Origin of the sequence: Herbidospora solisilvae (assembly GCF_009901565.1) — a bacterium.
GTDB lineage: Bacteria > Actinomycetota > Actinomycetes > Streptosporangiales > Streptosporangiaceae > Herbidospora > Herbidospora solisilvae.
Genome location: NZ_WXEW01000008.1, coordinates 223,497 through 248,485 on the forward strand (window position 1 = coordinate 223,497; position 24,989 = coordinate 248,485).

23 protein-coding genes are annotated in these 24,989 nt (G+C 69.5%); 13 read left to right on the forward strand and 10 right to left on the reverse strand.

Annotation, left to right across the window (positions count from 1 at the left end; all coding sequences use genetic code 11):
• Positions 1–36: 36 nt before the first annotated feature.
• Positions 37–561, reverse strand: a complete 525-nt coding sequence (locus tag GT755_RS26910; protein WP_161482408.1) for a TetR/AcrR family transcriptional regulator — start codon at positions 559–561, stop codon at positions 37–39.
• 68 nt (positions 562–629) lie between these two features.
• Here GT755_RS26910 and GT755_RS26915 point away from each other — a divergent pair, with 68 nt between their 5' ends.
• Positions 630–1,814: an FAD-dependent monooxygenase gene (locus tag GT755_RS26915; protein ID WP_161482409.1), complete on the forward strand. Its 1,185-nt coding sequence runs from the start codon at positions 630–632 to the stop codon at positions 1,812–1,814.
• Here GT755_RS26915 and GT755_RS26920 read toward each other — a convergent pair.
• Positions 1,811–2,377 carry a hypothetical protein gene (locus GT755_RS26920; protein ID WP_161482410.1) on the reverse strand — a complete coding sequence of 189 codons (567 nt, stop codon included), beginning with the start codon at positions 2,375–2,377 and terminating at the stop codon, positions 1,811–1,813. The two genes, GT755_RS26915 and GT755_RS26920, sit on opposite strands and share 4 nt — an antisense overlap.
• 206 nt (positions 2,378–2,583) lie before the next feature.
• Positions 2,584–5,316 carry a glycosyl hydrolase family 95 catalytic domain-containing protein gene (locus tag GT755_RS26925; protein ID WP_161482411.1) on the reverse strand — a complete coding sequence of 911 codons (2,733 nt, stop codon included), beginning with the start codon at positions 5,314–5,316 and terminating at the stop codon, positions 2,584–2,586.
• A 335-nt stretch (positions 5,317–5,651) separates the two neighbouring features.
• Here GT755_RS26925 and GT755_RS26930 point away from each other — a divergent pair, with 335 nt between their 5' ends.
• Entirely contained in the window at positions 5,652–8,261 is a 2,610-nt protein-coding gene (locus tag GT755_RS26930) for a glycoside hydrolase family 3 protein (protein ID WP_161482412.1), read from the forward strand.
• Between the two features lie 123 nt (positions 8,262–8,384).
• Here GT755_RS26930 and GT755_RS38720 read toward each other — a convergent pair whose 3' ends face one another.
• Entirely contained in the window at positions 8,385–9,251 is an 867-nt protein-coding gene (locus GT755_RS38720; protein WP_202610554.1) for a hypothetical protein, read from the reverse strand.
• A 177-nt stretch (positions 9,252–9,428) separates the two neighbouring features.
• Between GT755_RS38720 and GT755_RS26935 the strand changes: the two genes are divergently transcribed.
• Together GT755_RS26935 and GT755_RS26940 are read left to right on the forward strand one after the other, a co-directional pair.
• Positions 9,429–10,352 (forward strand): ankyrin repeat domain-containing protein, encoded by a 924-nt coding sequence (locus tag GT755_RS26935; protein WP_161482413.1) that lies wholly within the window; start codon positions 9,429–9,431, stop codon positions 10,350–10,352.
• A 69-nt stretch (positions 10,353–10,421) separates the two neighbouring features.
• Positions 10,422–11,168 (forward strand): NAD(P)H-binding protein, encoded by a 747-nt coding sequence (locus GT755_RS26940; RefSeq protein WP_161482414.1) that lies wholly within the window; start codon positions 10,422–10,424, stop codon positions 11,166–11,168.
• Positions 11,169–11,244: 76 nt separating this feature from the next.
• Here GT755_RS26940 and GT755_RS26945 read toward each other — a convergent pair whose 3' ends face one another.
• Positions 11,245–12,096 carry a 3-methyladenine DNA glycosylase gene (locus GT755_RS26945; RefSeq protein ID WP_235967488.1) on the reverse strand — a complete coding sequence of 284 codons (852 nt, stop codon included), beginning with the start codon at positions 12,094–12,096 and terminating at the stop codon, positions 11,245–11,247.
• A gap of 10 nt (positions 12,097–12,106) precedes the next feature.
• Here GT755_RS26945 and GT755_RS26950 point away from each other — a divergent pair, with 10 nt between their 5' ends.
• Positions 12,107–12,820, forward strand: a complete 714-nt coding sequence (locus tag GT755_RS26950; protein WP_161482416.1) for an SDR family NAD(P)-dependent oxidoreductase — start codon at positions 12,107–12,109, stop codon at positions 12,818–12,820.
• 8 nt (positions 12,821–12,828) lie between these two features.
• On the opposite strand, the gene GT755_RS26955 is transcribed toward GT755_RS26950, so the two are convergent.
• The 3 genes from GT755_RS26955 to GT755_RS26965 form a co-directional block, all read right to left on the reverse strand.
• A complete protein-coding gene (locus tag GT755_RS26955) occupies positions 12,829–13,389 on the reverse strand; it encodes an SRPBCC domain-containing protein (protein WP_161482417.1) in 561 nt (186 codons plus the stop codon).
• Positions 13,386–13,709 carry an ArsR/SmtB family transcription factor gene (locus tag GT755_RS26960; protein WP_161482418.1) on the reverse strand — a complete coding sequence of 108 codons (324 nt, stop codon included), beginning with the start codon at positions 13,707–13,709 and terminating at the stop codon, positions 13,386–13,388. The genes GT755_RS26955 and GT755_RS26960 overlap by 4 nt, the downstream gene beginning before the upstream one ends.
• A 194-nt stretch (positions 13,710–13,903) precedes the next feature.
• Positions 13,904–17,062, reverse strand: coding sequence for an amidase family protein (locus GT755_RS26965; RefSeq protein ID WP_161482419.1), 3,159 nt, complete (start codon positions 17,060–17,062; stop codon positions 13,904–13,906).
• A 158-nt stretch (positions 17,063–17,220) separates the two neighbouring features.
• Here GT755_RS26965 and GT755_RS26970 point away from each other — a divergent pair, with 158 nt between their 5' ends.
• Genes GT755_RS26970 through GT755_RS26980 form a run of 3 tightly spaced genes read left to right on the forward strand, consistent with a single transcriptional unit; the run spans position 17,221 to position 18,477 of the window.
• Entirely contained in the window at positions 17,221–17,799 is a 579-nt protein-coding gene (locus tag GT755_RS26970) for an NUDIX domain-containing protein (RefSeq protein ID WP_161482420.1), read from the forward strand.
• A 19-nt stretch (positions 17,800–17,818) separates the two neighbouring features.
• Complete coding sequence (locus GT755_RS26975) at positions 17,819–18,055, forward strand: hypothetical protein (RefSeq protein ID WP_161482421.1); 237 nt, start codon at positions 17,819–17,821, stop codon at positions 18,053–18,055.
• Entirely contained in the window at positions 18,052–18,477 is a 426-nt protein-coding gene (locus GT755_RS26980) for a type II toxin-antitoxin system VapC family toxin (RefSeq protein ID WP_161482422.1), read from the forward strand. The genes GT755_RS26975 and GT755_RS26980 overlap by 4 nt, the downstream gene beginning before the upstream one ends.
• Here GT755_RS26980 and GT755_RS26985 read toward each other — a convergent pair.
• Complete coding sequence (locus tag GT755_RS26985; RefSeq protein ID WP_161482423.1) at positions 18,474–20,321, reverse strand: AMP-binding protein; 1,848 nt, start codon at positions 20,319–20,321, stop codon at positions 18,474–18,476. The two genes, GT755_RS26980 and GT755_RS26985, sit on opposite strands and share 4 nt — an antisense overlap.
• 45 nt (positions 20,322–20,366) lie before the next feature.
• Between GT755_RS26985 and GT755_RS26990 the strand changes: the two genes are divergently transcribed.
• Both GT755_RS26990 and GT755_RS26995 read left to right on the forward strand, forming a co-directional pair.
• Positions 20,367–21,122: an inositol monophosphatase family protein gene (locus GT755_RS26990; protein ID WP_161482424.1), complete on the forward strand. Its 756-nt coding sequence runs from the start codon at positions 20,367–20,369 to the stop codon at positions 21,120–21,122.
• 71 nt (positions 21,123–21,193) lie between these two features.
• Positions 21,194–21,352 (forward strand): hypothetical protein, encoded by a 159-nt coding sequence (locus tag GT755_RS26995; RefSeq protein WP_161482425.1) that lies wholly within the window; start codon positions 21,194–21,196, stop codon positions 21,350–21,352.
• Between the two features lie 19 nt (positions 21,353–21,371).
• On the opposite strand, the gene GT755_RS27000 is transcribed toward GT755_RS26995, so the two are convergent.
• Entirely contained in the window at positions 21,372–21,923 is a 552-nt protein-coding gene (locus GT755_RS27000) for a hypothetical protein (protein WP_202610557.1), read from the reverse strand.
• A gap of 153 nt (positions 21,924–22,076) precedes the next feature.
• Between GT755_RS27000 and GT755_RS41325 the strand changes: the two genes are divergently transcribed.
• The 3 genes from GT755_RS41325 to GT755_RS27015 all read left to right on the forward strand — a co-directional run bounded on the left by GT755_RS41325 (position 22,077) and on the right by GT755_RS27015 (position 24,972).
• Positions 22,077–23,282, forward strand: coding sequence for a glucuronyl esterase domain-containing protein (locus GT755_RS41325; RefSeq protein WP_328794513.1), 1,206 nt, complete (start codon positions 22,077–22,079; stop codon positions 23,280–23,282).
• Between the two features lie 76 nt (positions 23,283–23,358).
• The gene (locus GT755_RS27010) at positions 23,359–24,129 is read left to right on the forward strand and encodes a neutral zinc metallopeptidase (RefSeq protein ID WP_161482426.1); all 771 of its coding nucleotides are present in this window, start codon (positions 23,359–23,361) and stop codon (positions 24,127–24,129) included.
• Positions 24,130–24,192: 63 nt separating this feature from the next.
• Entirely contained in the window at positions 24,193–24,972 is a 780-nt protein-coding gene (locus tag GT755_RS27015) for a neutral zinc metallopeptidase (RefSeq protein WP_161482427.1), read from the forward strand.
• Positions 24,973–24,989 lie beyond the last annotated feature (17 nt).

Consider the following 24,989-nt stretch of genomic DNA (forward strand, 5'->3'; position numbering starts at 1 on the left):
CTGGATCTTCCGGAAGGAACTATAAGTCGGGGATGTTCACCCGCGCAGCGCCATAACCGCCGCCGCGACGGCGGCCTGCCTGACCTGCTCGTAGGGCTCGCGGGCGAACTGCACCACCGTGTCGGAGAGTCCGCCGACGGCGACCGTGGCGCGCACCCGCGCGCCGAGCTCCCGCCCGCCGCCGATCAGGAGGGTGGTGAGCTCTTCGCGGAAGGCCAGCATGCGGTCGATCAGGTCGAGTTCGTGCAGCACGCTCAGGTCGGACAGGATCATCACCAGCGTGTCGCGCCGCTGCCAGACCAGGTCGAAATAGGCCCCCAGCAGTTCCTCCCGCGAGGTCTCCGCGTGGGCGGCGAGGAAGCCCTCCAGCTCCTCGAACAGCGGCGTGACGATGGTGCGCAGCAGGTCGCCGCGTGAGGAGAAGTGATAGTAGAGCGCCGGCTTGGTGATGCCGAGCCGGTCGGCGATGTGCTGGAGGCTGGTGTCGCGCACCCCCTGCTCCAGGAAGAGCTCCCGGGCCGTGGCCAGGATGCGGTCGCGGGTGTCGGTCGGCCTCGCCATGGAACTCACCCTGGCTTACCATCCGTTAAGTAAGCAACTTACCGACTGTTAAGTAAGGAGCTTTCCGGATGCGCATCCTGATCTCCGGCGCGAGCGTCGCGGGCCCGCTCGCCGCCTACTGGCTCGCCCGTCGCGGCCACGCCGTCACCGTCGTCGAGAAGGCCCCCGAACTGCGTAAAGCCGGGGGCCACGCGGTCGACCTGTTCCGTCCGGCACTGGAGATCGCCCGCCGCATGGGCGTGTACGACCGGATCACCGCCCGCCGGACCGGCGTCGAACTGCTGTCGTTCCGCCGCCCCGGCGACACCCGCCCGGCCCGCATCCGCGTCGGCGCGCTGACGGCGCGGGCGGCGGGCGACCACGTCGAGATCATGCGCGACAACCTCAGCGAGATCCTCTACGAGGCGGGCCGCGACCACGTCGAATACGTCTTCGGCGACTCGATCGCGGCCATCGACGACCGCGTGGTGACCTTCGAGAACGGCCCCGCCCGCGAGTTCGACCTGGTGATCGGCGCCGACGGGCTCCACTCCAACGTCCGCCGCCTGGCCTTCGGCCCCGAGTCCGACTACGCGACCTGGATCGGCGCCTACCTCGCCGTGCTGACCGTCACCGACCACCCCGGCCCGTCCGGCCGGGTCGACGGCGTCGTCGCGGTCGACCGGATGGCGATGATCTACCACGACCACACGAACACGCGCGGCTTCTTCATGTTCCGCACCCCGGCCCCGCTCGACTACCACCACCGCGACGTGCCGAGGCAGCAGACCCTGCTCAAGGAGCACTTCGACGACCTCGGCGGCGAGGCGGCGTGGTTGCTCGACCGCCTCGGCGACACCCCCGCCTTCTACTTCGACTCGGTGACGCAGCTACGCATGGACACCTGGTCGAAGGGCCGGGTCACCCTGGTCGGCGACGCGGGCTACTGCCCCGGCCCCGCCGTCGGCGGCAGCACCAGCCTCGCCATGGTCGGGGCCTACGTCCTGGCCGGCGAACTCGCCCGCTTCTCCGACCACGGCCACGCCTTCGCCTCCTACGAGCGGGAGCTGGCGGACTACGTACAGAAGAGCAGGGCCTTCGCGATCGGCGCGGCCAGGCGGCTGGTGCCCGGGAACGAACGGGCACTGCGCACCCTCATGTACGGAACGCGCCTGCTCAACCGCCTTCCCACCCCGGCGGTGCGGCTGCTGACGGCCTCCAGCGTGGGCCTGCGGGTGCACACCTCGTTCCGGCTCAGGGACTACCCCGGCTAGAACCGGCGGCACTGGTCCTCCTTGTTGCCCCCGACCTTGTTGCCGCCGCCCGTCGGCCGGGGCGAGTTCTCCTTGCACTGGAGGTTGCCCTTCATCCTGTTGTCCCTGATCTGCGCGCCACCCTTGTTGCCGACGACCTGGATCGACCCCCCGACCCGGTTGGAGCGGACCTTCAGGTACCGCCTGTTGGCGTCGAGCTGGATGTCGGAGTCGACCCGCGACGAGGTGACGGTGGCCGCCCCGCCCTGCTTGACCTGGACGCTGCCCTTGACGTGAGACCCGGCGAGCACGCTGACGGCCCTGGCGTTCTCGCCCTGGACGTTGCCCTCCACCCTGATGCCCCGGGCGACCAGCGTGGCCCCGCGCTCGACCTTGAGCGTGCCCTTGACCTTCGTGCCGACCAGCGTGCACGTGGCCCCCGAGGGCACCCGCAGGTTGTCGACCGTGACGGCCCGCATGGTCGCCCGGCACACCCGCTCCTCCGCGACCGCCGGCGAGACCAGCCCGGCACCCCCGAGCAGCACACCCAGCACGACCCCGCCCAGCAGAACGTTCTTCCTCATCGCAACCCCTCCCCATTCGGAATCGGGCGATCCGCCCGCCTGGGAAAGAGCTTCGAGGCCGGGGGTGAAGACTCCATGAGCCGCCGATGAGCGGCTTCTCATCCAGGGGAAGCGAGTGTGCGGACCGGCGCGTCGGGGCGGAGCGCGGGGCGGGGCGGAACGGGAAAGCCCGGCGCGGGCCGCGCCGGGCTTCCTCGTTCGGGGTGCTATCGGGCGGGCGTGAACGTGTACGTCGTGCCCTTCGCGGCGTCGATCCGGAGCGTGGACTTGCCGGCGCCCACGTTGCTCACCGTCCCGTCGTCGGCCGAGACGTTCACCTTCGTGCCGAACCAGGGGTTCTTGACCTCGAAGACGCCGCCCTGCTCGCTCTTCACGGTGATGTACTCCACCGTGTCCCCGGTCCGGGACGCGCTCACGAGGAGGCCGCCCTTCTCGCGGAGGTTGTGGAAGGCGCCGCTCTTGCCGGCCGGCCACACCGGGAAGACCTGGACCAGCCCGTCCCAGCTCTGCAGGAGCAGGTTGTTCAGCGCCTCGATCGCGCCGGCCTTCTCCAGGCCGTGGTAGCCGTCGGAGATCCGCAGGTTGGCCGCCGAGCGCTGGGTGATCTGCTGCTTCAGCCGGTCGATGATCGTCTGGCCCGGGTAGCCCACGCGGGCGGCCTGGGTGAAGACCTTCGGGAAGCTGTTGTCCTGGCCCCACGAGTTCATCGCGTTGATGGTGTCGATGGCGGTCTGCCGCTCGGCGGCGGGGGAGCCGATGCCGAGCTGGCCGCCCGGGTGGATGAACTCCAGGTTGACCGTGTTGTCGCCGGGGCGGATCGCCCGGTCGTCGCTGATCGTGCCGGGCTCGCCGAGGGCGTACACGGTCTTGCCCTGGTAGGTCGTCGTGGGGATCGCGGGCAGGTTGCGGAGCATCTTGCCCCACACCCAGCGGTGGTCGGCGTCCAGGCCGAGCCGGGTGCTGGTGTCCTCCAGCGTGGTCAGCAGGAGCTTCAGCATGCCCAGGTCGGCGCTGGGGTTCTTCGCCCAGGTGATCTCGTGGGGGCCGCCCCAGAAGGACAGGGCGCCGGTGGCCGGGTCCTCCTCGACCCAGTTCTCGAAGAACGAGGCGACCTCCTTCATGAAGGGGTAGCCGGTCTCGCGGAGCCACTGCTCGTCCTGGGTGTACTGCCAGTACTCGATGTGCTGGGTCACCGTGAACAGGGCGTTGGCGACCTGGTTGTGGTAGTTGTCGTCGGTCGTCGTGCCGAACGGGCTGATGCCGACCGGGAAGAGCACGCCGCTCTTCACGCCGCCGCCCGGGAAGCGCGCGTCGACGTAGTCGGGCTTGACCCGGCGCAGGTCCTCGGCGGCGCGGCGGCGGGCCTCCGGCACGAAGGCGTCGACCGCGTCGAAGTAGGGCAGCGCCAGCTCGGGGCGGTTGGAGCTGTAGACCCCGTAGTAGTTGGCCTGCCAGTTGTAGTTGAGGTGGAAGTCGCCGCCCCACATCGGGAAGTCGGTGGTGGCCCAGATGCCGTACAGGCCCGAGGCGGTCTTGCCCTCGCGCAGCGAGCTGCCGAGGAAGTACAGGGAGCTGTAGTAGAAGCGCTCCAGCACGTCGTCGTCGAGGTCGACGTAGGAGCGCAGCCAGTAGTCCTTCCACCAGTCGAGGTGGGCGGCGTAGAGGCCGTCGACCGACGCGGCGGTCTGGGCCCCCGCCAGGGCGATCGCGGCCGGGCCCGGGTCGGCCGGGTTGACGCCGCCGCCCGCGACGGCGGTGACGACGTCGACCGTCTGCCCGGGGGCGAGCTCGAAGTCGATGCGGCCGTTCGAGACGGTGGGGGCGCCGCCGATCACCCGGGTCGCCAGCGACGCCCGCGAGACGCCGCGCGGGCTGGCCGGGGTCTGGCGGGTGGCCCACACGGTGTCGCCCTGCACGCCGGAGGTCTGCACCATGCCGCCGCGCGCGTCGGGGGTGCCGACGACGGTCTGCGCGCGCAGCCGGACCGGCCGGTCGCCCTGCGAGGTGATGGAGGTGACGACCACGTTGCTGTCGGCGCCGGCGAAGGTCTTCATCGTCACGGGCACGCCGCCGAGCTGCATCGAGGTGTCGACGTCGCCCCTGAGCAGGTTCTGCTCCTCCAGGAAGGTCCCGGTGGGCTGGGTGGGGCCCTCGGCGTCGTACAGCTCGAAGGCGCCGACGCGGGCGCGCGGGTTGTTGATCGAGTCGGCGGTGGTGCCCTGGGTCGGCTCGGTCAGGTTCAGACGCAGGTAGCGGGCGGTCACCGGGGCGAACGTGCGGTCGGTCGTGGCGGCCGTGTTGCCGGTGACGGTGTCGATCGTGGTCCAGCTCTGGCCGTCGGTGCCGGCTTCGAGCGTCCAGTTCTTGCCGTTGTTGGCGGCCTCGCCGGGGCGGGCGGCCTGGTCGTGCTTGAGGATGTAGCGGCGGAAGGTCTTCGCCGAGCCGAGGTCGAGGCGCAGCCACTGGGGTTTGCCCACGTCGGAGACCCAGCCCTCGTAGCCGGAACTCCAGGCGCCCGAGACCGCGCGCGACGGCGGGAAGGACGGGTGGCTGCTGGACGCCGTCGCGGTCGACCCCAGCGCCAGGTTGGTGGCCGTGACCATGGTGTCGGCCTGGATGGTCACGTTGCCGAGGGCCACCAGGGAGGGACTGCCGGCGGACGTCCAGAAGTCGCCCTTGGAGATGTAGAAGGTCTTGGTGCCCTGGCTGCCGCCGGAGGTCACGCCGATGTCGCCGTTGCCGAGGAGGGCCGTGTCGGGCATGGTGCGGTTGACCGCGCCGGAGTAGGTCTGGTTCGTCCAGCGGCCCTTGACCGCGCCGACGAGCTGCTGGATCTCGGCCCACTGCTGGTCGGCCGCCGGGACCGCCGCGTCGGCGGGGAGCGCCGTCAGGAGGGAGGCGGCGACGGCCGCCGCCAGGATGCCTCGGGTTGTTCTCATGGGGGGTGCCTTTCTGCCCCTGCCTGAGCAGGCAAAAGACCTCGTCCGGCCGGGCGTGGACCGGTCGAGATAACGTTATCTCAAAACCATAGAGTGTTTCCCGCACGTTTCTGAAGACGTTCGCCCATAACGGCTTCATCACGCGCCCCAGCGGTGAAAACTTCTGCCGATGTCAGCCCGACCTGCGGGAGAACGCTCTCCCAATGACTTAATTCATAGCGTGGTATTGGCGTGATCAAGCTGATGTGCTGCGACTTCTCTGGTGAGAGAGCGCTCTTGTGAACGTATTGACTCGGTCCGGTAACACGGTCAGGATTTCGCGTGTGCAGCCCTCCATGCGAAAGAGACGCTTCGCCGTCCTCAGTGGTTTGTCCCTGCTGTTAAGCGCCGTCGTCGCCTCGCCGGGGCCCGCGACGGCCGCCGAACCCCCGGTCGCCGGTCCGCCCGCCCTCGAGAACGGGTGCGCGAAGATCGAGGACACCCTGCCGACCTACAGCGACTGGCCGAAGGTCGAGAGCAAGATCGAAAAAGACCCGGCCATCGAGCGCAAGGTCGCCCGCCTCGTCGCCGACATGACCCTGGCCGAGAAGGTCGGCCAGATGACCCAGCCCGAGATCAGCGCGATCACCCCGGCCGAGGTCAAGCAGTACTTCATCGGGTCGGTCCTCAACGGCGGCGGCTCGTGGCCTGGCGGGGACAAGCACGCCCCGGTCGGCAGCTGGCTCGGCCTCGCCGACGCCTACTACGACGCCTCCGTGACGACCCGCACGAAGATCCCCGTGATCTGGGGCATCGACGCCGTCCACGGCAACAACAACGTCTTCGGCGCGACGATCTTCCCGCACAACATCGGCCTGGGCGCCGCCGCCGACCCGTGCCTGATCCGCAAGATCAGCGAGGCCACGGCCGAGCAGCTCCGCGTGACCGGCCAGGACTGGGCCTTCGCGCCCACCCTCGCCGTCGTCCGCGACGACCGCTGGGGCCGCACCTACGAGGGCTACGCCGAAGACCCCAACCTCGCCCGCGCCTACGGATACGAGGCCGTCCAGGGGCTCCAGGACTCCAGCTGGCGCCGGATGGGCAACCGCGGCGTCATCGCCACCGCCAAGCATTTCATCGGCGACGGCGGCACCCGCAACGGCGTCGACCAGGGCGTCAACCCGTCGTCCGAGGCCGAGATGATCAACGTGCACGGCCAGGGCTACTACGGCGCGCTCGCGGCCGGCGCCCAGTCGGTCATGGTGTCGTTCAACAGCTGGACCAACGAGGACCTCGGCATCGACGAGGGCAAGCTGCACGGCAGCAAGAAGGCCATCACCGACATCCTCAAGGGCAAGATGGGCTTCGACGGCCTGGTCGTGTCCGACTGGAACGGCATCGGCCAGGTGGCCGGCTGCACCAACTCCAGCTGCGCCCAGGCGATCAACGCCGGCATGGACATCGTGATGGTCCCCAACGAGTGGAAGGCGTTCATCGCCAACACCATCGCCCAGGTCGAGTCGGGCGAGATCGCCATGTCCCGCATCGACGACGCCGTCACCCGCATCCTGCGCGTGAAGTACCGCGCCGGCATCTTCGACGGCCGCCGCCCCTCCGACCGGGTGCTGGCCGGCGACGAGTCGCGCCTCCAGGCCACGAAGCTGGCTCGCGAGGCCGTGCGCAAGTCGCAGGTGCTGCTGAAGAACAACGGCAACGTGCTCCCGCTCGCCAAGGACGCGAAGGTCCTGGTCGTCGGCAAGAGCGCCGACAACCTGCCGAACCAGACCGGCGGCTGGTCGCTGACCTGGCAGGGCACCGGCAACACCAACGCCGACTTCCCGAACGGCACGACCATCCTCACGGGCCTGCGTCAGGCCCTCGGCACGTCCAACGTGACCTTCAGCGAGACCGCCGACGGCGTCGACCCGTCGCAGTTCGACGCCGTGATCGCCGTCCTGGGCGAGACCCCCTACGCCGAGGGCGTCGGCGACCTGGCCAGGCGGACCCTCGAAGCGGCCAAGCTCTACCCCGGCGACCTCGCGGTCCTCGACAAGGTGGCCGGCAAGGGCGCCCCCGTGGTGACCGTCTACGTCACCGGCCGTCCCCTGTACGTCAACAAGGAGCTCAACCGCTCCGACGCCTTCGTCGCGGCCTGGCTCCCCGGCACCGAGGGAGGCGGCGTCGCCGACGTGCTGGTCGGGCGGCACCCCTTCACCGGCAAGCTCTCCTACTCCTGGCCCAAGAGCGCCTGCCAGTCGCCGCTGAACCCGGGCGACCCGGGTTACGACCCGCTGTTCCCGGCCGGCTACGGCCTCACCAACGGCCAGACCGGCAACGTGGGCACCCTCGACGAGGCCTCCCACGAGTTCCCCTCGTGCACCTCCACGGGCGGCGGCGGCACCGCCACCGAAGACCTGGAAGTCTTCGTCCGGACCGACGTGGCGCCGTACAAGAGCTTCATCGGCTCCCCCGAGAACTGGGGCGGCACCGAGATCGGCCCCGACGGCGCCGCCGCCCACGCCAACATCAACACGGTCCCCGCCGACGTGAACGTCCAGGGCGACGCGCTCAAGGTGACCTGGACCGGCGGCGGCCCCGGCCAGGTCTACTACCAGAGCCCCGCGGGCACCGACCTGCGCGGATACCTGAACGCGGACGCCGCCCTGGTGTTCGACACCATCGTCCACTCCGCACCCGCGGCCCGGACGGTGATCAGCGCCCACTGCGTCTACCCGTGCTTCGCCGAGGTCGTCGCCACGGACCTGTTCACCGGCCTGGCCGGAGACGGCAAGTCGACGGTGAAGATCCCGGTGTCGTGCTTCGCGAACGGCCTCGACTTCGAGAACGTGAACACGCCCTTCCTCGTCTACACGGAAGGCGCGTTCTCGGCGTCGTTCGCCAACGTGCGCTGGGTGCCGCAGGCGGCCGACGACCCGGACGCGCTGGCGTGCTCGGAACTGTCCTAGCCAGATGAAGAGCCGGGCCGGTCATGGCGACCGGCCCGGCTTCTTTGTGCCCGCCGAGGACCGCTCATGGCCGTTTTCTTTACGGCTCCCGCCCACCCTGAGACGCCCCGACCGGCGTGGCCACTACGGCAGTGAACGGCGGTTTCGGCGAAGGGCCAGACCGGTCAGGGCGGCGGCGAGCACCGTCGCGCCGATGAGCGTGATCACCCGGCCGTCGGGCCCCGCCGAACCCCCGCCACCGGTCGCGACACCGCCCACGGGAGTTTCGACCTCGTCGACGAAGGTCTCATAGATCGTCGGCACGGTCGTGACGGTCTGGGTGACGCCGACCGGATCGGGGTCGACCGTTCGGGTGACGGTCATGGTCGGAATCGGGGTGCGAGTGCCACTCGGAGTCGGTGTCGGAGTCGGTGTCGGTGTTGGAGTGGGCGTCTGGATCGGACTCGGGGTGGTGGTCGACCCGCCGGCGCCGACGACGACGCGGTAGGTGGTGAGGTCGTCCTTGTTGCGGACGTCGCACTCGATCAGTGGGTCTGACGTCGTGAGGCCGAAGTTGATCGCGGCCGGCCGGACGACCCCCGTTCCCTCGCCCGGCGGTGTCGAGTTCACGCGGGTGGTGCCCGCAGGGAGCATGATCTCTCCACCGGCCGCCACCGGGCCGACGACGACGCCTTCTCCGGTGCCCGAGGTGAACCGGGGAAACTCGCTGATGCCTACATAGGCGTACATCTTCGTTCCGGCAGGAAGCGCGGTGGTGGCGCGAATTCTGCCGGAGTCGGCGTAGGTGGCGCGATGGAGGAATGTCAGCGGAACACCCGGCTGCGCACCGGTCGGCATCGTGAGTTCGACGTGGATTCTCACGATCTGGGTGGTCCCGCCTGCGGGAGTGCACGCGTATTCGACGATGTCGGTCGCGGCATAGGCCGGTGGACACAGCGAAATGAGGCCCAGTAAGCCGGTTGATGCGAATAAAAGTCGTCGAAGGCGCACCGCTACTCCTCGTTTCCCGCAAAGGCGTATACGGAGACGGCCTGGTTCGCCCTGTGGTTGACGATGACTCCTGAATTGTCATCTGTCTCAACAGATCTGTCGGTCGTGCTCGCTAGCGTTCGGGCGTTCGATCAAATTCGGGGTGGAGGTCTCGCGGTGGGCGCCGAATGGTCTGGCATGGGGGAGAGCACATGGTCCGATCTGGGCCGGGTCCGTGCCCACTTGGCAGCCGGAGCCGATCCGAACGGGTCTGACCACTGGGGCCCGGTCCTGTTCCGGGCGGCCGCGTTCGGCAGCCCCGAGGTGGTCGCCGAACTGGCCGATCGGGTCGCCGACGTCGACGCCATCGACGAGGGCCACACCGCGTTGTGGTCGGCGGTCTTCCACCGCCAACCCGGCAACGCCCGTGCCCTGGTCGGGGCCGGCGCCGATCCGTGGCGGGCGATGATGAACGGCTGGTCCCCGGCCCGGCTCGCCCTCGCGGGCCCGACCCCCGACCTCTTCCCGCCGGGCGACCTCGCCCTCTCGCCCGGCGAGCTGGCGGCGGTGGCCCTTTCCGAGGACCTGTTCACCGCGCTGGAGTCCATCGACGACGACGGCCACAGCATCGCCTGCGTCGCGGGCGTCACCGCCGCCGAGGCGGCGCGCCGGTTGGGCGGCACGGTCGTGACCGAAGACGAACTAGGCCTGGTCTTCGACGACCCGGGCGACGCTTGGCACGACGATCGTCTCGAACGGGTCGTCGGCGTCACCGACGTGACGGGCGGTTGTGTGGTCACCCAGCCGTGGGGCTGGCACGCCTCGGATGAGCGGCTGCTCAGAAAGCTCACCCGGGGCACCCGCGGCTACGCCATGTTCGCCAACCCCAAGAGCGGCGAGCAGGGCGTCGGCGCGGTCGACGGCGAGATCACCGACTGGGACACGATCCTGGGCCTCGCTCCTCCCACCGCGGCCGACTCGGCCGAAGAACTGCTCCGGAAGTTCCTCTACCAAGACGACCCGGAGGCCTACTGCTGCGGCTACGCCGGCCTCCACCTCACCGACGCACGCCCGATCCTGGGCCCGCCCGACCTGTGGATCCGCCTGGATCCCACCCGCTGAAAACCAGTGGCGCCCCGCCGGAGCGGATCGATTCACTGTCCGGCGGGTTTCCGCACACCGAGGAGTTTCATGTACGCAGTCACCGCCGCCACCGGCCAGCTCGGCCGCCTGGTTCTCGACCGGCTCAAGGGTGACGTGGTCGCCGTCGTGCGGGACGTCTCCCGCGTCCCGTCGGGCATTGAGGCGCGGTACGGCGACTACGACGACCCCCACAGCCTCCAGACGGCGTTCGCCGGGGTCGACCGGCTGCTGCTCATCTCGTCCCCGGAACTCGACGCCGCCCGCCGGACCGCCCAGCACCGCAACGTGCTCGACGCCGCCGTGGCGGCGGGCGTGACCGCCGTCGTCTACACCAGCTTCCTCGGCGCTGACACCGTCGCGACGGGGATGACCGAGGCCCACCACGCCACCGAGCAGGCGATCGTCGAGAGCGGTCTGGCCCACACGATCCTGCGCAACCCGTTCTACGGCGACGCATTCCTGCCTCAGGTCACCGACGGCGTCATCCGCAGCAGCACCGGCGGCCGGGGCCTGAACACCGCCTTCCGCGACGACCTGGCCCAGGCGGCGGCCAACGCCCTGACCGGCGAGGGCCACCTGGGCCGCGCCTACGACCTGACCGGCCCGCTGTGGACCTACCCCGAGGTCGCCGTGGCCCTCGGCGTCGCCTACGAGGAGGTGCCCGACGCGGGCCCCGGCCCGATGGCCTGGCTGAACGGGCTGGTCAGAGCGGGCGCCCTCGAACGCCAGACCGGCGACCTGGAGTCACTGCTGGGCCGCCCCGCAGAGACGGTGGCCGAGAGGCTGACGACCTGATTCAGAGGAAGCCCGACCCGTTCGCCCTCATGGACAGGGCCGGGCGCGTGTGCCTGGACCGCCTCGACCCGGCAGATCAGGTGAGAAGGCGGTCGCACCAGGCGATCAGCTCGGCGCGCAGCGGGGCCGCCCGGCCCGCGAACTCCCGTTGCGTCGCCGCGTATGCCGTGCGTCCTTCGGCCGTCTCGATCGGGATCGGTTCGTAGCCGAGATGCCGCAGGTCGTAGGGGCTGGCGCGCATGTCGACGGCGCGGATGTCCCAGGCCAGCTCGAAGCAGTCGGCCACCAGTTCGCCGGGGACCAGCGGTGAGAGTTTGACCGCCCACTTGTAGAGGTCCATGTTCGCGTGCAGGCAGCCGGGCTGCTCCGTCGCGGGCTGGAGTTCGCGGGAGAGCGGCAGCGTGTTCAGCGGCCGGGCGGGCTCGGTGAAGAAGCGGTAGGCGTCGAAGTGGGTGCACTTCAGCGGGCGTTCCTCGACGGCCGCGGCGACCCGCTGGGGAGACAGGCGGAGGGGCTGGGCGGAGTGCCGGACCTCGTCGGTCCGGTAGACCATGGCCCATTCGTGCATGCCGAAGCAGCCGAACTGCCCGGCCCGGGAGGCGGTGCGCCGCAGCAGGTCGGCGATCCAGGTGATCGAGTCGAGGCGCCGGGCGACCAGGTCGGCGACGTCGAGGGTCTGGCCGCCCGGGACCGAGACGTACCCGGTCCCGAAGTCGGCCGCGCCCTCCAGAACGGTGAACGCGCCGGGGTGCCAGCGCCGCAGCCGGCTGGGGCGGTAACCGTAGTAGCTGAACAGGAAGTCCTCGACCGGGTGGGCCTGGGCTCGCCTGCGGCGTTCGAGGTGGGGCTCGATCCACGCGTCCACCCGTGCGTGGTGGGCCTCCTGGCGGGCCTGCCACTCTCGCTCGTCCAGCCTTGTCACGCGCATCATGCTAGACATGCGACGTACTTATGTGGTCACCGGAGGAGGCCGGGGGATCGGCCGGGCCATCGCCGAGCGGTTGTCACTCGACGGCCTCGTGGTGGTGGTCGACCTCGATCCCGGGCCGGTGGGCATCCCCGTGCGGGGTGACGTGGCCGATCCGGCCGTCGCCGAGAGGGCCGCCGACCTCGCCGAGGAGCACGGCGACCTCGTCGGCTGGGTCAACAACGCGGCGATCTTCCGCGACGTGTCCCTGCACGACGATCCGCCCCGCGAGGTCCTCGACGCCATCGGGCTCAACCTGAACCCCGTCGTCGTCGGGTGCGCGGCGGCGATCAGGAGGTTCCTGCCGAGGAACCGGGGGGCGATCGTCAACGTCTCCTCCCACCAGGCGCAGCGGCCGGTCAGAGGCGCGATGGCCTACGCGACCGCCAAGGCGGCCGTCGAGGGGCTCACGAAGGCACTCGCCGTCGACTACGGGCTGCACGGTGTCAGGGTCAACGCCGTCGCGCTGGGCTCGATCTGGACGGAGCGTTATGCGGCGTACACGAACGAGCGGGTGGAGGAGGAGATGCGCCGCCTCCACCCGCTCGGGCGGGTCGGCCGGCCGGAGGAGGTTGCCGACACCGTCGCCTACCTGCTCTCGGACGCCGCCTCGTTCGTCAGCGGGGCGGTCGTCCCGGTCGACGGCGGGCGTTCGGTGCTCGGGCGCGATCCCGAAGAGGTGTAGGCGGGCGTTCAGGAGGCGTACTGCTGCAGGGCCATCTGCCGGGCCGTCTCGATCTCCTCGGCCGTCGCCGTGCCGGACGCCTCGATGGCCGCGGCCCACGCCGCCACCGTGGCCTGCCCGTATTCGGGGGTGACCCGGCCCTGCGCCTCTTCGCCGGTGAGGAACAACCCCAGCGCCAGGAACGCCTCGTCCCAACCCGGACCGACCCAGAGCGCGCCCGCGCCGCTCCGCGCCATCGCGATCGGCACCGAATGGGTGAGTTCGAGCGTGGTCGTGTCGTCGTCGCCGGTCAGGGTGACCGTCACGACGCTCGACTCGTCGCCGTAGGTGACCTTCAGGAGCGGCTTCTCGCAGGTCAGGATCGTGCCTCCGGCCCCGCCCTCGGTGGCGAAGGCGCCGCCCGGCCGCAGGTCGCCGCTGACCGGGAGGAACCAGCGCTTGAGGCGTTCGGGGTCGGTCAGGGCGTCCCAGACGTCGTCGATCGGGGAGCCGAAGTCGCGGCGCAGGACGACGGCCACGGTCTCGTCGTCGCGGGTGACCTCGCGGGAGGTCCAGCCGATGTCGATCATTTCTTCCTCCTCGTGCGGGCCAGCTCGGTCTCCAGGGCGTCGAGGCGCTGGGACCAGAAGCGGCGGAACGGTTCGAGCCACACGTCGACCTCCGCGAGCGGGGTGGAGTCGACGACGTAGAGGCGTCGGGTGCCCTCGGCGCGCACGGTCGCGAAGCCGCTCTCGCGCAGCACCCGCAGGTGCTGCGCCACGGCCGAATGCGAGATCCCGAACTCCGCCCGCACGGTCGCGGTGATCGCGCCCGAGGTCTGCTCGCCCTCGCTGAGCAGCTCGATGATGCGGCGGCGCACGGGATCGCCCAACACGTCGAAGGCGTTCACGTGGCCGACTATGTCAGTTCTAGTTTATATAAGTCAACACAGACATAGTGCTCGGCCGCGCGGAGGCGCGGGTCTTCCACGAGCCCTTTTCTTTACGGCTCCGCCCGCCCTGAGACCGGGGCGAGTGGCTCACGACGTACAGCGAAAAAGAAAAGGGCCCGCGCGGGGAACGCGGGCCCTTGGCTGGTGAGCGGTTATCCCTTGTAGCGAGGCGCCTGACGGTCACCCGGAAGGCAGAACTCGCCCGTGAAGAAGGTGCTCTCCGGCACGCAGCGCCACATGCTGGGGTTGGTGTAGCTGGGCGCGAGGCGGTCGTCGATCGCCTGCTCCAGCGCGTAGCCGCCCGCCAGCAGCTTCGCCTCGGAGAAGGCGCCGCCGATGAGGGTCACCCCGATCGGGTTGCGGCCCGCCGAGCTGGCCTGCACGCCATACCCGGCCGGGATGGTGAGGGCGGGGTAGCCGGCGCGGTCGGCGTAACCGATCACGTTGCTGCCGCTCGGGACCAGGATCAGGTCGTACGAGCCCAGCACGGTGTCCAGGACCGCCCGGTTGGCGGCCTTGCCGTTCGCCAGGTCGGCCGTGTACTTGGCGTTCGTCGCGGGGTCGGACAGCTCGACCGCCTGGGCGGCCAGGAGCTGACCCTGCTGGTACTTCAGGCCCTCGACCGGGTTGGCGAGGTTGTAGTCGATGATGCTCTGCAGCGTCGTGCCGGGCCTGGTCTCCGCCAGGTAGGCGTTCAGGTCGCGCTTGAACTCCGTGGCGACGACGCCGTCGGTCGCGGCCGGGGTGGCGATCGAGACCTGGGTGACGGTCGCGCCGAGGCCCTGGAGCTTGGCGATCGCCTCCTGGTAGGGGGCGCTCGTGCTCGACACCACGGCGATCTTCTTGCCCGCGAGGGCGTCGGCCTTGAGGTCCTTCGTGTAGTCGACCGGGGTGGCCGGGTCGGCGATCACGTTGAGGATCGTCGCGGCGTCGCCGACGCTGCGGGTGATCGGGCCGGGGGCGTCCTGCGACTTGGCCACCGGCAGCACGCCGTCGGTGCTGACCAGGCCGACGGTCGGCTTCAGGCCCACCACGCCGGCCGCGTCGGCCGGGGCGAGGAGCTGCGCCGAGTCGGGCGAGGTCTCCATGCCGATCGTGATCGCGGCCAGACCCGAGGCGGTGGCCGCCGCGGCGCCGGCCGACGAACCCGCCGGGGTCTTGTCGGTGTCGTTCGGGAGCAGGACCTGGCCGCCGAGCGAGGAGTAGCCCTTGGGCAGGTTGGCGTCGAAGACGCCGTTCAGCTCGGTGACGTTGGTCTTGCCGAGCACGATCGCGCCCGCCGCCTTCAGCTTCGCCACGATGGCGGAGTCGTCGGCCGGCTTGGTGCCCTGGAGGGCGATCGAGCCGCCCGTGGTCGCCAGCGCCTTGGCGTCGATCGTGTCGTTGACCAGCACCGGCAGGCCCCAGAGCGGGGGACGCGCGTCGGGGCTGCGGTACTTGCCGCGCTCGTGGTCGAGCTTGCGGGCCTCCTTGATCGCGTCCACGTTGATCTCGCGCACGGCCTGGATGGCCGGGCCCTCGGCGTTGGTCAGCGCGATCCGGTCGAGGTAGGCGCGGGTGAGCTCCTCGGCCGACACCTCGTCGGCCTTCAGCTTGGCCAGCAGGCTGGTGGCCGTCTCGGTCTCCAGCGAGAACGGGAGCGCACGGGAGTCGTAGCCGGTGACCTTGAGGACGGCGTCGTAGTCGGGGTTGCAGCCGCCACGCGCGGCGAACGGCGGGGCCGGGGTCGTCTTCGCGCAGCGGTACATGCTCGGGTTGACCAGCGAGGCCGGCTGCCGGAGCTTGGTGGCCTGCTCGATGACGTAGGCGACGCCGAGGAGGTCGAACTCGTCGTAGGCGCCGCCGTGGACCGCGACGTTCTGGGCACGCCGCTGCGTCGCGGTGTAGCCCATCGGGATCGTGATCGTCGGGTAACCGGCCTGCGGGGCGCTCGGCGTGCTGCCCAGGATGGCGATCACCGGGTCGGCCGGCTGCGCCGGGTCCGAGTTGGTGTACGTCATCATGTCGTCGATGGCCTTGTGCCAGGCGGCCTTACGGATCGCCAGGTTCGTCCGGTACAACTGCTCGTTGGCCCCACCGGGGGTGACGTCCGACTGCGAGGCGTTCAGGTGGGAGTTGTTGCCGAACTTCAGCGCCTGGTGCGCCTCGGCCTGGTTGACCTGGATCTCCTGGAGCAGCGACTTGATCGGCGCCTGCGGGCCGAGCCGCTCGTAGTAGGAGTTGATGCTCTTGTGCTGCTCGTAGCCGCTGGGCAGCGCGGGCAACGAGGGGACCGTCGCCGTCGGACGGGGCACCATGATCGCGCCGGCGGCCACGAGGGCGTCGTACGCGATCTTGAGCGGGCTGCCCTCGGTGAGGTTGCCGTTGTAACCGATCTTCTTACCGGCCACGAAGTTCGGGTCGAGGGCCTTCATGTAGTCGGGCAGCGTGGCGGGGAGCGCCGGGATGATGCCCTTCGCGATGTAGTCGTCGCCGAACATGGCCTTGTACCCGGCGTCGGCCACCGGGTCGGGCCCGGCGATCGAGGCCAGCGTGAGCGCGGCGTCGGAGACGGTGCGGACCATCGGCCCGGCGATGTCCTGCGAGGCCGAGATGGGCGCGATGCCGTACCCGGGCACCAGGCCCACGGTCGGCCGCAGCCCCACGAGCGACTGCGCGTTGGACGGCGAGATGATCGACCCGGACGTCTCGGTGCCGATCCCGAGCGTCGAGAGCGCGGCGGCCATGGCCGCGCCCGTGCCCGACGACGACCCGGAGGGGTTCTGGTCGGCGTCGATGCCGTTGAGGACCTGGCCGCCGTAGTTGCCGAAGCCGGAGGGCTGGTTGCCGAAGCTGTTGGCGTACTCAGACAGCCCCACCTTGCCGAGGATCACGACACCGCGTTCCTTCAGCTTCTTGGTGATCCCGGCGTCGGTGGCCGGGAACGACTGCCGCAACGACCAGTTGTTCGCCGTCGTGGCCATGCCCTCGACGTCGATCAGGTCCTTGAGCAGGATCGGCAGGCCCATGGCCGGGCCGAGCGACTTGCCCTTCTTGCGCAGGCGGTCGTACGCCTCCGCTTCCTTTAACGCGTTCGGGTTGAGGTCGGTGACCGCGTTCAGCGCCGGCCCGCGCTTGTTGAGCGCGGTGATCCGGTCGATGTACGCCTTGGTCAGCTCGACGGAGGTGAGCTTGCCGGCGGCCATGAGGGAGATGGCCTCGGCACCGGTCAGCGTTTCGAGGTCGAGTTCGACCTTGGCGGCTGCCGGTTGTGCGTGGAGTGTGACGAGGGTGAGGGAGAGAGAAGTGAGGGAGATCAGGACTTTGCGCACCACGTGCTCCTTGAGGAACCCGGTAATGCGGTGGACGCTATAGATCATCCGTTACGGTGATATGTCATATATGTTCCCTGGGCGAAACCGGACGTACCGACCGGTTTAACGGACGTCCGAGAATCTGGAACCTTCCAGCGCGCTTAGGGTGAACGACCATGGATGACCAGCAGCAACGCCGTTCGATCACGACGATCTCGACCCGGGAGGTCTACCGGAACCCGTGGATGAGCGTCCGTGAGGACGAGATCGTCCATCCCGACGGCACCCCCGGCATCTACGGCTACATCCAGCGGGCCGACTTCGTGCTGGTCATCCCCGAGGAGAACGACGGTTTCCACCTCGTCGAGGAATACCGCTACCCCATCCGCCGCCGGTCCTGGAGTTTCCCGCAGGGCTCGGCGAAGGCCCCCACGCGCCAGGACGAGGCCCGGACCGAACTCGCGGAGGAGACCGGGCTCCGGGCCGATGACATGCGGTTCCTGGGGCGGCTCGACAACTCCCACGGCCTGAGCGACCAGTCGATGCACGTCTTCGTCGCGACGGGCCTCACCGCCGGCGAGACCGCGCGTGAGCCGACCGAGCAGGACATGCGGCAGACGTGGGTGTCACGCGCGGAATTCGAGCAGATGATCCTGCGCGGCGAGGTCACCGACGCGTCCTCCGTCGCGGCCTACGGCCTCTACCGCCTGAAAACGGGTTCCGAGCCTGAGAAACCCTCCCAGCTGGGAAATTGAGCGGAGTTACACTGACGGCATGAGTGCCGATCCTGCCTACGAAGAGCTGCACCACCTGGTCGACAGGCTCTCGCCTGGCCAGGCCAGCCGCGTGCTGCGGCTGGTGCGGGATGAGCTTGCCGAATCTGCGACCGCGGGTCCGGTCGCCGACAGCCCGCAGAGAGAGGTGTCGTTCATCGGCATCGGCGAGGGCGATGAGGATCTTTCGGAACGGGTGGAAGAGATCCTCGCGGAGCGGTTCAATCGCTCAATGTGACTATAACGCTACTGGATACCGGCCCGTTGGTCGCCGGAGCCAATCGCAAGGACAAACACCACGCCTCCTGTGCCCGTCTGCTGCGGAACCTGGTCGGGCGCGTGCTGGTTCCCACGACGGTGCTGGCGGAAGCAGGGTGGATCCTCAACGGCAGACTGGGTCCAGAGGTGCACGCCAGCTTCTTGGAGTCGGTCGAGCAGAGCTTCGAATTGGTGGAGCTCTTTCCGGTTGATCTGCGACGGATGGCCGACCTGATCCGTCAATACAAAAGCGCTGACCTCGACACGGTGGATGTCTCGGTAATGGCCATCGCGGAACGGTTGGGTGTCAGGCAGATAGCCACCTTGGATCGGCGGGATTTCGGGCTGGTGCGGCCCTGTCACATTCCCGCATTCGACCTGTTGCCGGAGACGCTCCCCTAGGAAACATCCGGCCGCAGCACCGCGCGCAGGTTCTCCAGCACCGACGGATCCTCGATCGTCGACGGCACCGGTTCCTCGCGGCCGTCCGCGAGGGCGCGCATCGAGCGGCGGAGGATCTTGCCCGACCGGGTCTTCGGCAGAGCCGGCACGATCGCCACGTCGCGGAAGGCCGCCACCGGGCCGATCTCGCGGCGGACCGCGTGGACCAGGTCGTCGACGAGCCGGGCCGGCGGGATGTCGGCGCCCGCCTTGAGCACCACCAGCCCCAGCGGGACCTGGCCCTTGAGCTGGTCGGCCACGCCGATGACGGCGCATTCGGCCACAGCCGGGTGGGCGGCGAGCACGGTCTCCATGGTGCCGGTCGACAACCGGTGGCCGGCGACGTTGATCACGTCGTCGGTGCGGCCCATGACGTACAGATAGCCGTCGTCGTCGAGGAAACCGCCGTCGCCCGTCAGGTAGTGGCCCGGGTAGCGGGTCAGGTATTCGCGGATGTAGCGCTCGTCGTCGTGCCACAACGTCGGCAGCGATCCCGGTGGCAGGGGGAGTTTGAGGGTGATCGCGCCGTCGTCCTGGATGCGGACGTCCCAGCCGGGCAGCGGCACCGTCGCCGAGCCCGGTTTGGTCGGCAGGGACTCCAGGCCGCGGGGGTTGGCCGCGATCGGCCAGCCCGTCTCGGTCTGCCACCAGTGGTCGACGACCGGCACGCCCAGGCGCTCGCCGGCCCACTGGTAGGTGTCGGGGTCGAGGCGTTCCCCGGCCAGGTAGAGGGCGCGGAAGGTCTTCAGGTCGCCGATCAGCGTGCCGTCGGGATCGACGCGTTTGATCGCCCGCAGCGCGGTGGGCGCGGTGAACAGGGTGACCACGCCGTGTTCGGCGACGACCCGCCAGAACGCCCCGGCGTCGGGGGTGCCGACGGGCTTGCCCTCGTACAGGACGGTTGTGGCGCCGATGAGGAGGGGGGCGTACACGATGTAGCTGTGCCCGACCACCCAGCCCACGTCGGAGGCGGTCCACCAGACCTCGCCCGGCGCGACGTCGTAGACGTTCAGCATCGACCAGGCCAGCGCGACCGCGTGGCCGCCGGTGTCCCGGACGATGCCCTTCGGCCGGCCGGTCGTGCCCGACGTGTAGAGGATGTAGAGCGGGTCGGTCGCCTTCATCGGCACCGGATCGGCCGGTGACGCGGTCGAGATCAGCTCGAACCAGTCGACGTCGCGCTCGTCCATGCGGGCGACCCCCTGGTCGCGCTGGAGCATGACGATGACGTCGGGCCGGTGCCGGGACAGTTCGAGGGCCTGGTCGATGATCGGGCGATATTCGACGGTACGGTTCGGCTCAAGACCACACGAGGCGGCCACGATGGCCTTGGGGGCGGCGTCGTCGATGCGGGCGGCCAGCTCCCGCGGCGCGAACCCGCCGAACACCACCGAGTGCACCGCCCCGATCCGCGCGCAGGCCAGCATCGCGATCACGGCCTCGGGCACCATCGGCATGTAGATCACGACCCGGTCGCCCACCCCCACCCCGAGCGACCGCAGGCCACCCGCGAACCGGGCGACCTGGTCGGTGAGCTGCTCGTAGGTGAACCGCCTGACCTCCCCGGTCATCGCGCTGTCCCAGATGAGCGCGGTCTGCCCGCCCCGCCCGCCGGAGACGTGCCGGTCGAGGCAGTTGTAGGCCGTGTTCAGCTCCCCGTCGGGAAACCACCGGTAGAGCGGGGCGGCCGAGTCGTCGAGCGCCCGGGAGGGCGGCACGACCCAGTCGACCGCGCGGGCGGCCTCCAGCCAGAACGTCTCCGGATCGGCCAGGCTGTGCCGGTACACGTCTCGATAGTCGGCCATGAACTTCACAGTACGCCTGCCCTATTTCCGGGTCAGGATGGACATATGAGTCTTTCTGATGCGGAACTGGCCGTCACCGCCGCCGAGGCGGGCGCCGCCGTGGTCCGCTCCCTCTACGGCAAGCCGCTGCCCCGATACGACAAGACGTCGGTCGACTTCGCCACCCAGGCCGACCTGGAAGCCGAACAGGCCATCCTGGACGTGATCAGGGAACACCGCCCCGACGACGCCTTCCTGGGCGAGGAGACCGGCCTGAGCGGGGCCTCCGACCGGACGTGGATGGTCGACCCCCTGTGCGGCACCCTGAACTTCGCCGCCCAGACCCCCTTGATCGCCGTGAACGTGGCCCTCCGGGTCGCCGGCCGGGACGTGGCCGCGGCGGCGGCCGACCCGATCAGCGGCGAGGTCTTCTGGACCGACGGTGTCCGCGCCCAGGTGGACGACCAGCCCTTGACCCCGTCCCCCGACTCCAAGCTGGTCGACTTCAACCTCGACCCGCCCTACGGCGACCTGCTGTCGGTGATCGCGGCGCCCGGCTTCGCCGAGAGGTTCAGCCCCCGGGTGATGTCGACGTCGCTGGCGTGTTTCTGGGTGGCGGCGGGCCGCCGGGCGGCCTACCTGAGCGACGGCGACAAGCGCGACAGCGTGCACTTCGCGGCGGCACTGGCGGTGTGCCGGACGGCCGGGTGCGTGGTGACCGACCTGAAGGGGGGACCGTTCGAGACGGGGGAGGGCCTGCTGGTGGCGGCGGATCGGGAGACGCATGAGGCGCTGCTCGGGATGATCCTCCTCGGCCGATAGAAGCATGTCTCCGGCGGGGTCCCGATCTGCGCCGCGAACGATGAGGAGGCGGGCCCTATAACCTGCCCTTCATGCGGCGATCGATCACTTCTCCTCGTCTTGTCATCGCCCTCGTCGCGATCGGGGTGGCCGTCGCGACGGGCGGTCTTCTGGTGGCGGGGTCTTCGGAGCCGGATCTCAGCGAATTCCAGATCATGCAGTATTCGGAGATCACCCGAGCTGACCGTTGAAGGCGGCGTGGAAGTTCCGTCAGGGCTGAGACAGGTCGGGCAGTGCTTCGCCTTCTTGGGGTGATCGCCGTTCGGTCAGCCAGAACAGGTAGTTCCGGAGATATCCCTCCAGCTCCCCGTTGTCGATCGACGCGGCGAAATCTCGTAATGCCGGCACACGGTCGCGGTCCCAATCTTGGTCGTTCTCCGCGTACTCCTTGGCCAGCCTCTCGGCGAACGCGCGAACCTGCCCGCGTCCGGCCCACCACTCGCGCACCGACTCGGGTGTCCAATGATCGTCTCCGTCGTGGGCGTAGTCGCCGAACGGTTCTTCCTCGGCGGCGTCCAGGATCTCGGTGAGCCCGTCGCGGTCCCCCGCCTGCCGGTAGACGAACTCCTGTCCTCTGGCGTCGCACAACACATGCCGGGGCGCGACGAGCGGTCCGGCGCCGCACGTGTCGGTGTCCGCGCCGTAGAAGGGGCCGGGCACGTTCAGCGGGTTCCGCCGCTCCCATGTGCCGCGGAAACGGTCTGACAGACATATGTTGCCCGCGATGCGTTCGAGAGCCTCGGGCAGGGGGTCCCAATACACCAGACGATCTTAACGAAGCCGAAACTTTTCGAACCGAAGCCCGTCTGGAATCCGTGATTTCAGCTACTTTCGCCCGGTGCTGTCTCGCGGACCAGCATCACCGTCAACGTCTCCCACCAGGGCCGCAGCTCCAGCTTCTCCGCCCCGGTCGAGGTGCCCACGGGGACCGGGCCGTTCCCCGTGGTCGTCGTGTACGGGGGATTCGGCGCCGACGTCAACGCCATCAAGGCCGCCGGGGTCGCCGTCATCAGGTACGACCCCTACACGGTCGGCCGCGAGGGCACTCCGCGAAACAACAAGCAGGGCGCTTTCTACAGCATCTACGGCGCGCAGAGCCAGACCGGGCTCCTGGTCGCCTGGGGCTGGGGCGTCTCCCGCATCATCGACGTCATCGAGTCGTCCGGGAGCTCGATCCTCAAGGCCGACGCCACCGGCGTGACCGGGTGTTCCCGCTTCGGCAAGGGCGCCTTCGTCGCGGGCGCGTTCGACCAGCGCATCTCGCTGACCATGCCGATCGAGTCGGGCACGGCCGGCGTGCCGATCCTGAGAGGGGTCCCAGGAGAAGGGGCGCAGAGCCTGAGCAGCGCCTACGGCGAGCAGCCCTGGTTCGGCGACGCGTTCGGCTCGTTCACCGGCAGCCCGGCCCGGCTCCCCGTCGACACGCACAGCGTGGTCGCCATGATCGCTCCACGCGGCCTGTACGTCATGGACAACCCGCACATCGCCAACCTCGGCCCGCGCTCGGCCGGCGTCGCGGCCCTGGCCGGAGCCGAGGTCTACAAGGCGCTCGGCGCGGGCGACGACATCTCCTACTGGTTGGACGTCGCCGACGGCACCCACTGCGCCAACCGCGCGGAGTGGCGCGACCAGCTCAACAAGAACCTGCGCAAGCACCTGCTGAAGACCGGCGACGACGCGGGCGCGATCCGCGTCTCGTCGCGGGCGTCGGGCAAGCTGGCGGAGTGGCGCGACTGGACCACCCCCACCCTGACCGACGGCCCGAACCCGACCCCCACGCCGACCCCGACACCGACTCCCACCCCGACCCCCTCCCCGAACCCGGGTGGAGCGTGCTCGGCGACGTACCGCCAGGTCAACGCGTGGCCGCAGGGCTTCCAGGGTGAGGTGACGGTACGGGCCGGCGCCGCAGCCATCCAGGGCTGGAGCGTGACCTGGACCTGGCCCGGCTCGCAGACCATCACCCAGATCTGGGGCGGCCTGCGCTCGGGCGCCGGTCAGAACGTGACCGTCCGCAACGAGACCTACAACGGCAACCTCGGCGCCAACGCGAGCACCACGTTCGGCTTCAACGGCGGCGGCGCGGCCGTGACACCCACTCTGGCCTGCACCAGCCCATGATGAGAGGGCCCGTGGCGACGCGGGCCCTTTATTCTGACTTGCCGGTTTACAGCAACATCGGCACGATGTGGGGCTTGTGAGACGAACCCTCATCCCCGGCCTGGTCTTAATCGTCGCCCTCGCAGGACTCGCGACACCCGCACACGCAGACCCCGCCGACGACCCCAAGCTCATCGACAACGCCCTCTACGCGAGTGGCACGATCCCCCGTTCCACCTGCGCCGAGAAGCCGATCAAGAAGCGCAACGACCCGGCCACCGCCAGGGCCTACTTCGCCACCGTGACGGCCTGCCTCGACCGCGTCTGGACCAAGCAGCTCGCCAAGGCGGGCGTGAAGTTCAGGAAGCCCAAGCTCAAGCTGCTCGCGAAGGACCCCAAGAGCTACTGCGGGTCGAAGTGGGACCGGTGGGACGGCATCGACTACTGCGAGGACAACCGGGAGATCATGGCGGTCCTCGACCGGACCATCCTCAACCTCGACCCCGACGATCTGTGGATCTTCACCGCACTCTCGAACCGGTACGCCGAGCACGTGCAGTACCTGACGGGCATCGAGACGGCCATGTTCAAGATCCTTCCCGACGAGGGCGAACCCGGTTATGAGGAAACCCACCGCCGGGTCTACCTGCAGGCGTACTGCCTCTCGGGCGTCTTCACCGCGAGCGTCTTCAAGTCGCTGCCGCGTAAGACGTCCGAGTGGACCCACATCGTCAAGGCGCACACCGAATTCGCCCACCGGATGGTGGGAAGCGCCAAGAACATCACGTACTGGATGAACCGCGGCTTCAACTCGCGCAACCCCAAGTACTGCAACACCTGGACGGCCTCCAACGCGCAGGTTGCCTGACCACGACGGACCTCGCCGCGGGCCCTTGCGCGATCTTCGGCGAACCACCACGATCGGGGATTTGTGCGACGAGCCCTCATCCCCGGTCTGGTGTCCGCCCTCGCCCTCGCCCTCGCAGGGCTCGCGTCACCCGCGGGCGCCCACCCTCAGTCCGACCCCCTGCTGGCCGAGAACGCCCTCTATTCGACAGGGCCGATCCCGCGTTCCTCCTGCGCGGAGAAGCCGGTCAAACGGCGCAACCACTACCCGACCGCCAAGGCCTACGTGACCTTCGTCGCCGCCTGTCTCGACCGGGTCTGGTCGAAACAGTTCGCCAAGGCGAAGTTGCCGTTCAGGAAGCCCAAGCTCCAGCTGCTCGCCAAGAACCCCGTGTGGCACTGCGACCTCAAATGGGACAAGCGCTGGACGTCCAGCTACTGCGGGGACTACCGGACGATCACCGTCGTCCTCGACCGGCGGCTCCTCCGCGACCCCGACGACCTGTCCCTCTTCACTCTCACCGCCGCCCTCTACGGCCAGCACGTGCAGCGGCTCGCCGGGATCGAGAAGGCGTGGGTGCGGGCTCTCCCCGAGCCGGCCGACCTCGGTTACGAGGAGGACGTGGACGACATCATCCGCCGTGTGCTGCTGCAGGCGGAGTGTCTCGGCGCCGCCTTCACCAGCAGCGTCTACGGGTCGATGCCGCGTGACCGGGCCGACTGGGCCGCCGTCGTGCGCAAGAGGGCCAAGGAGCGCCACATGGGGGGAGCGGAGAACATCACGTACTGGCTGAACCAGGGTTTCGCCTCCCGGGACCTGCAGGACTGCAACACGTGGCGGGCGGAGAACTGGCGGGTCGCGTAGCTCCGCCTTGCATGATC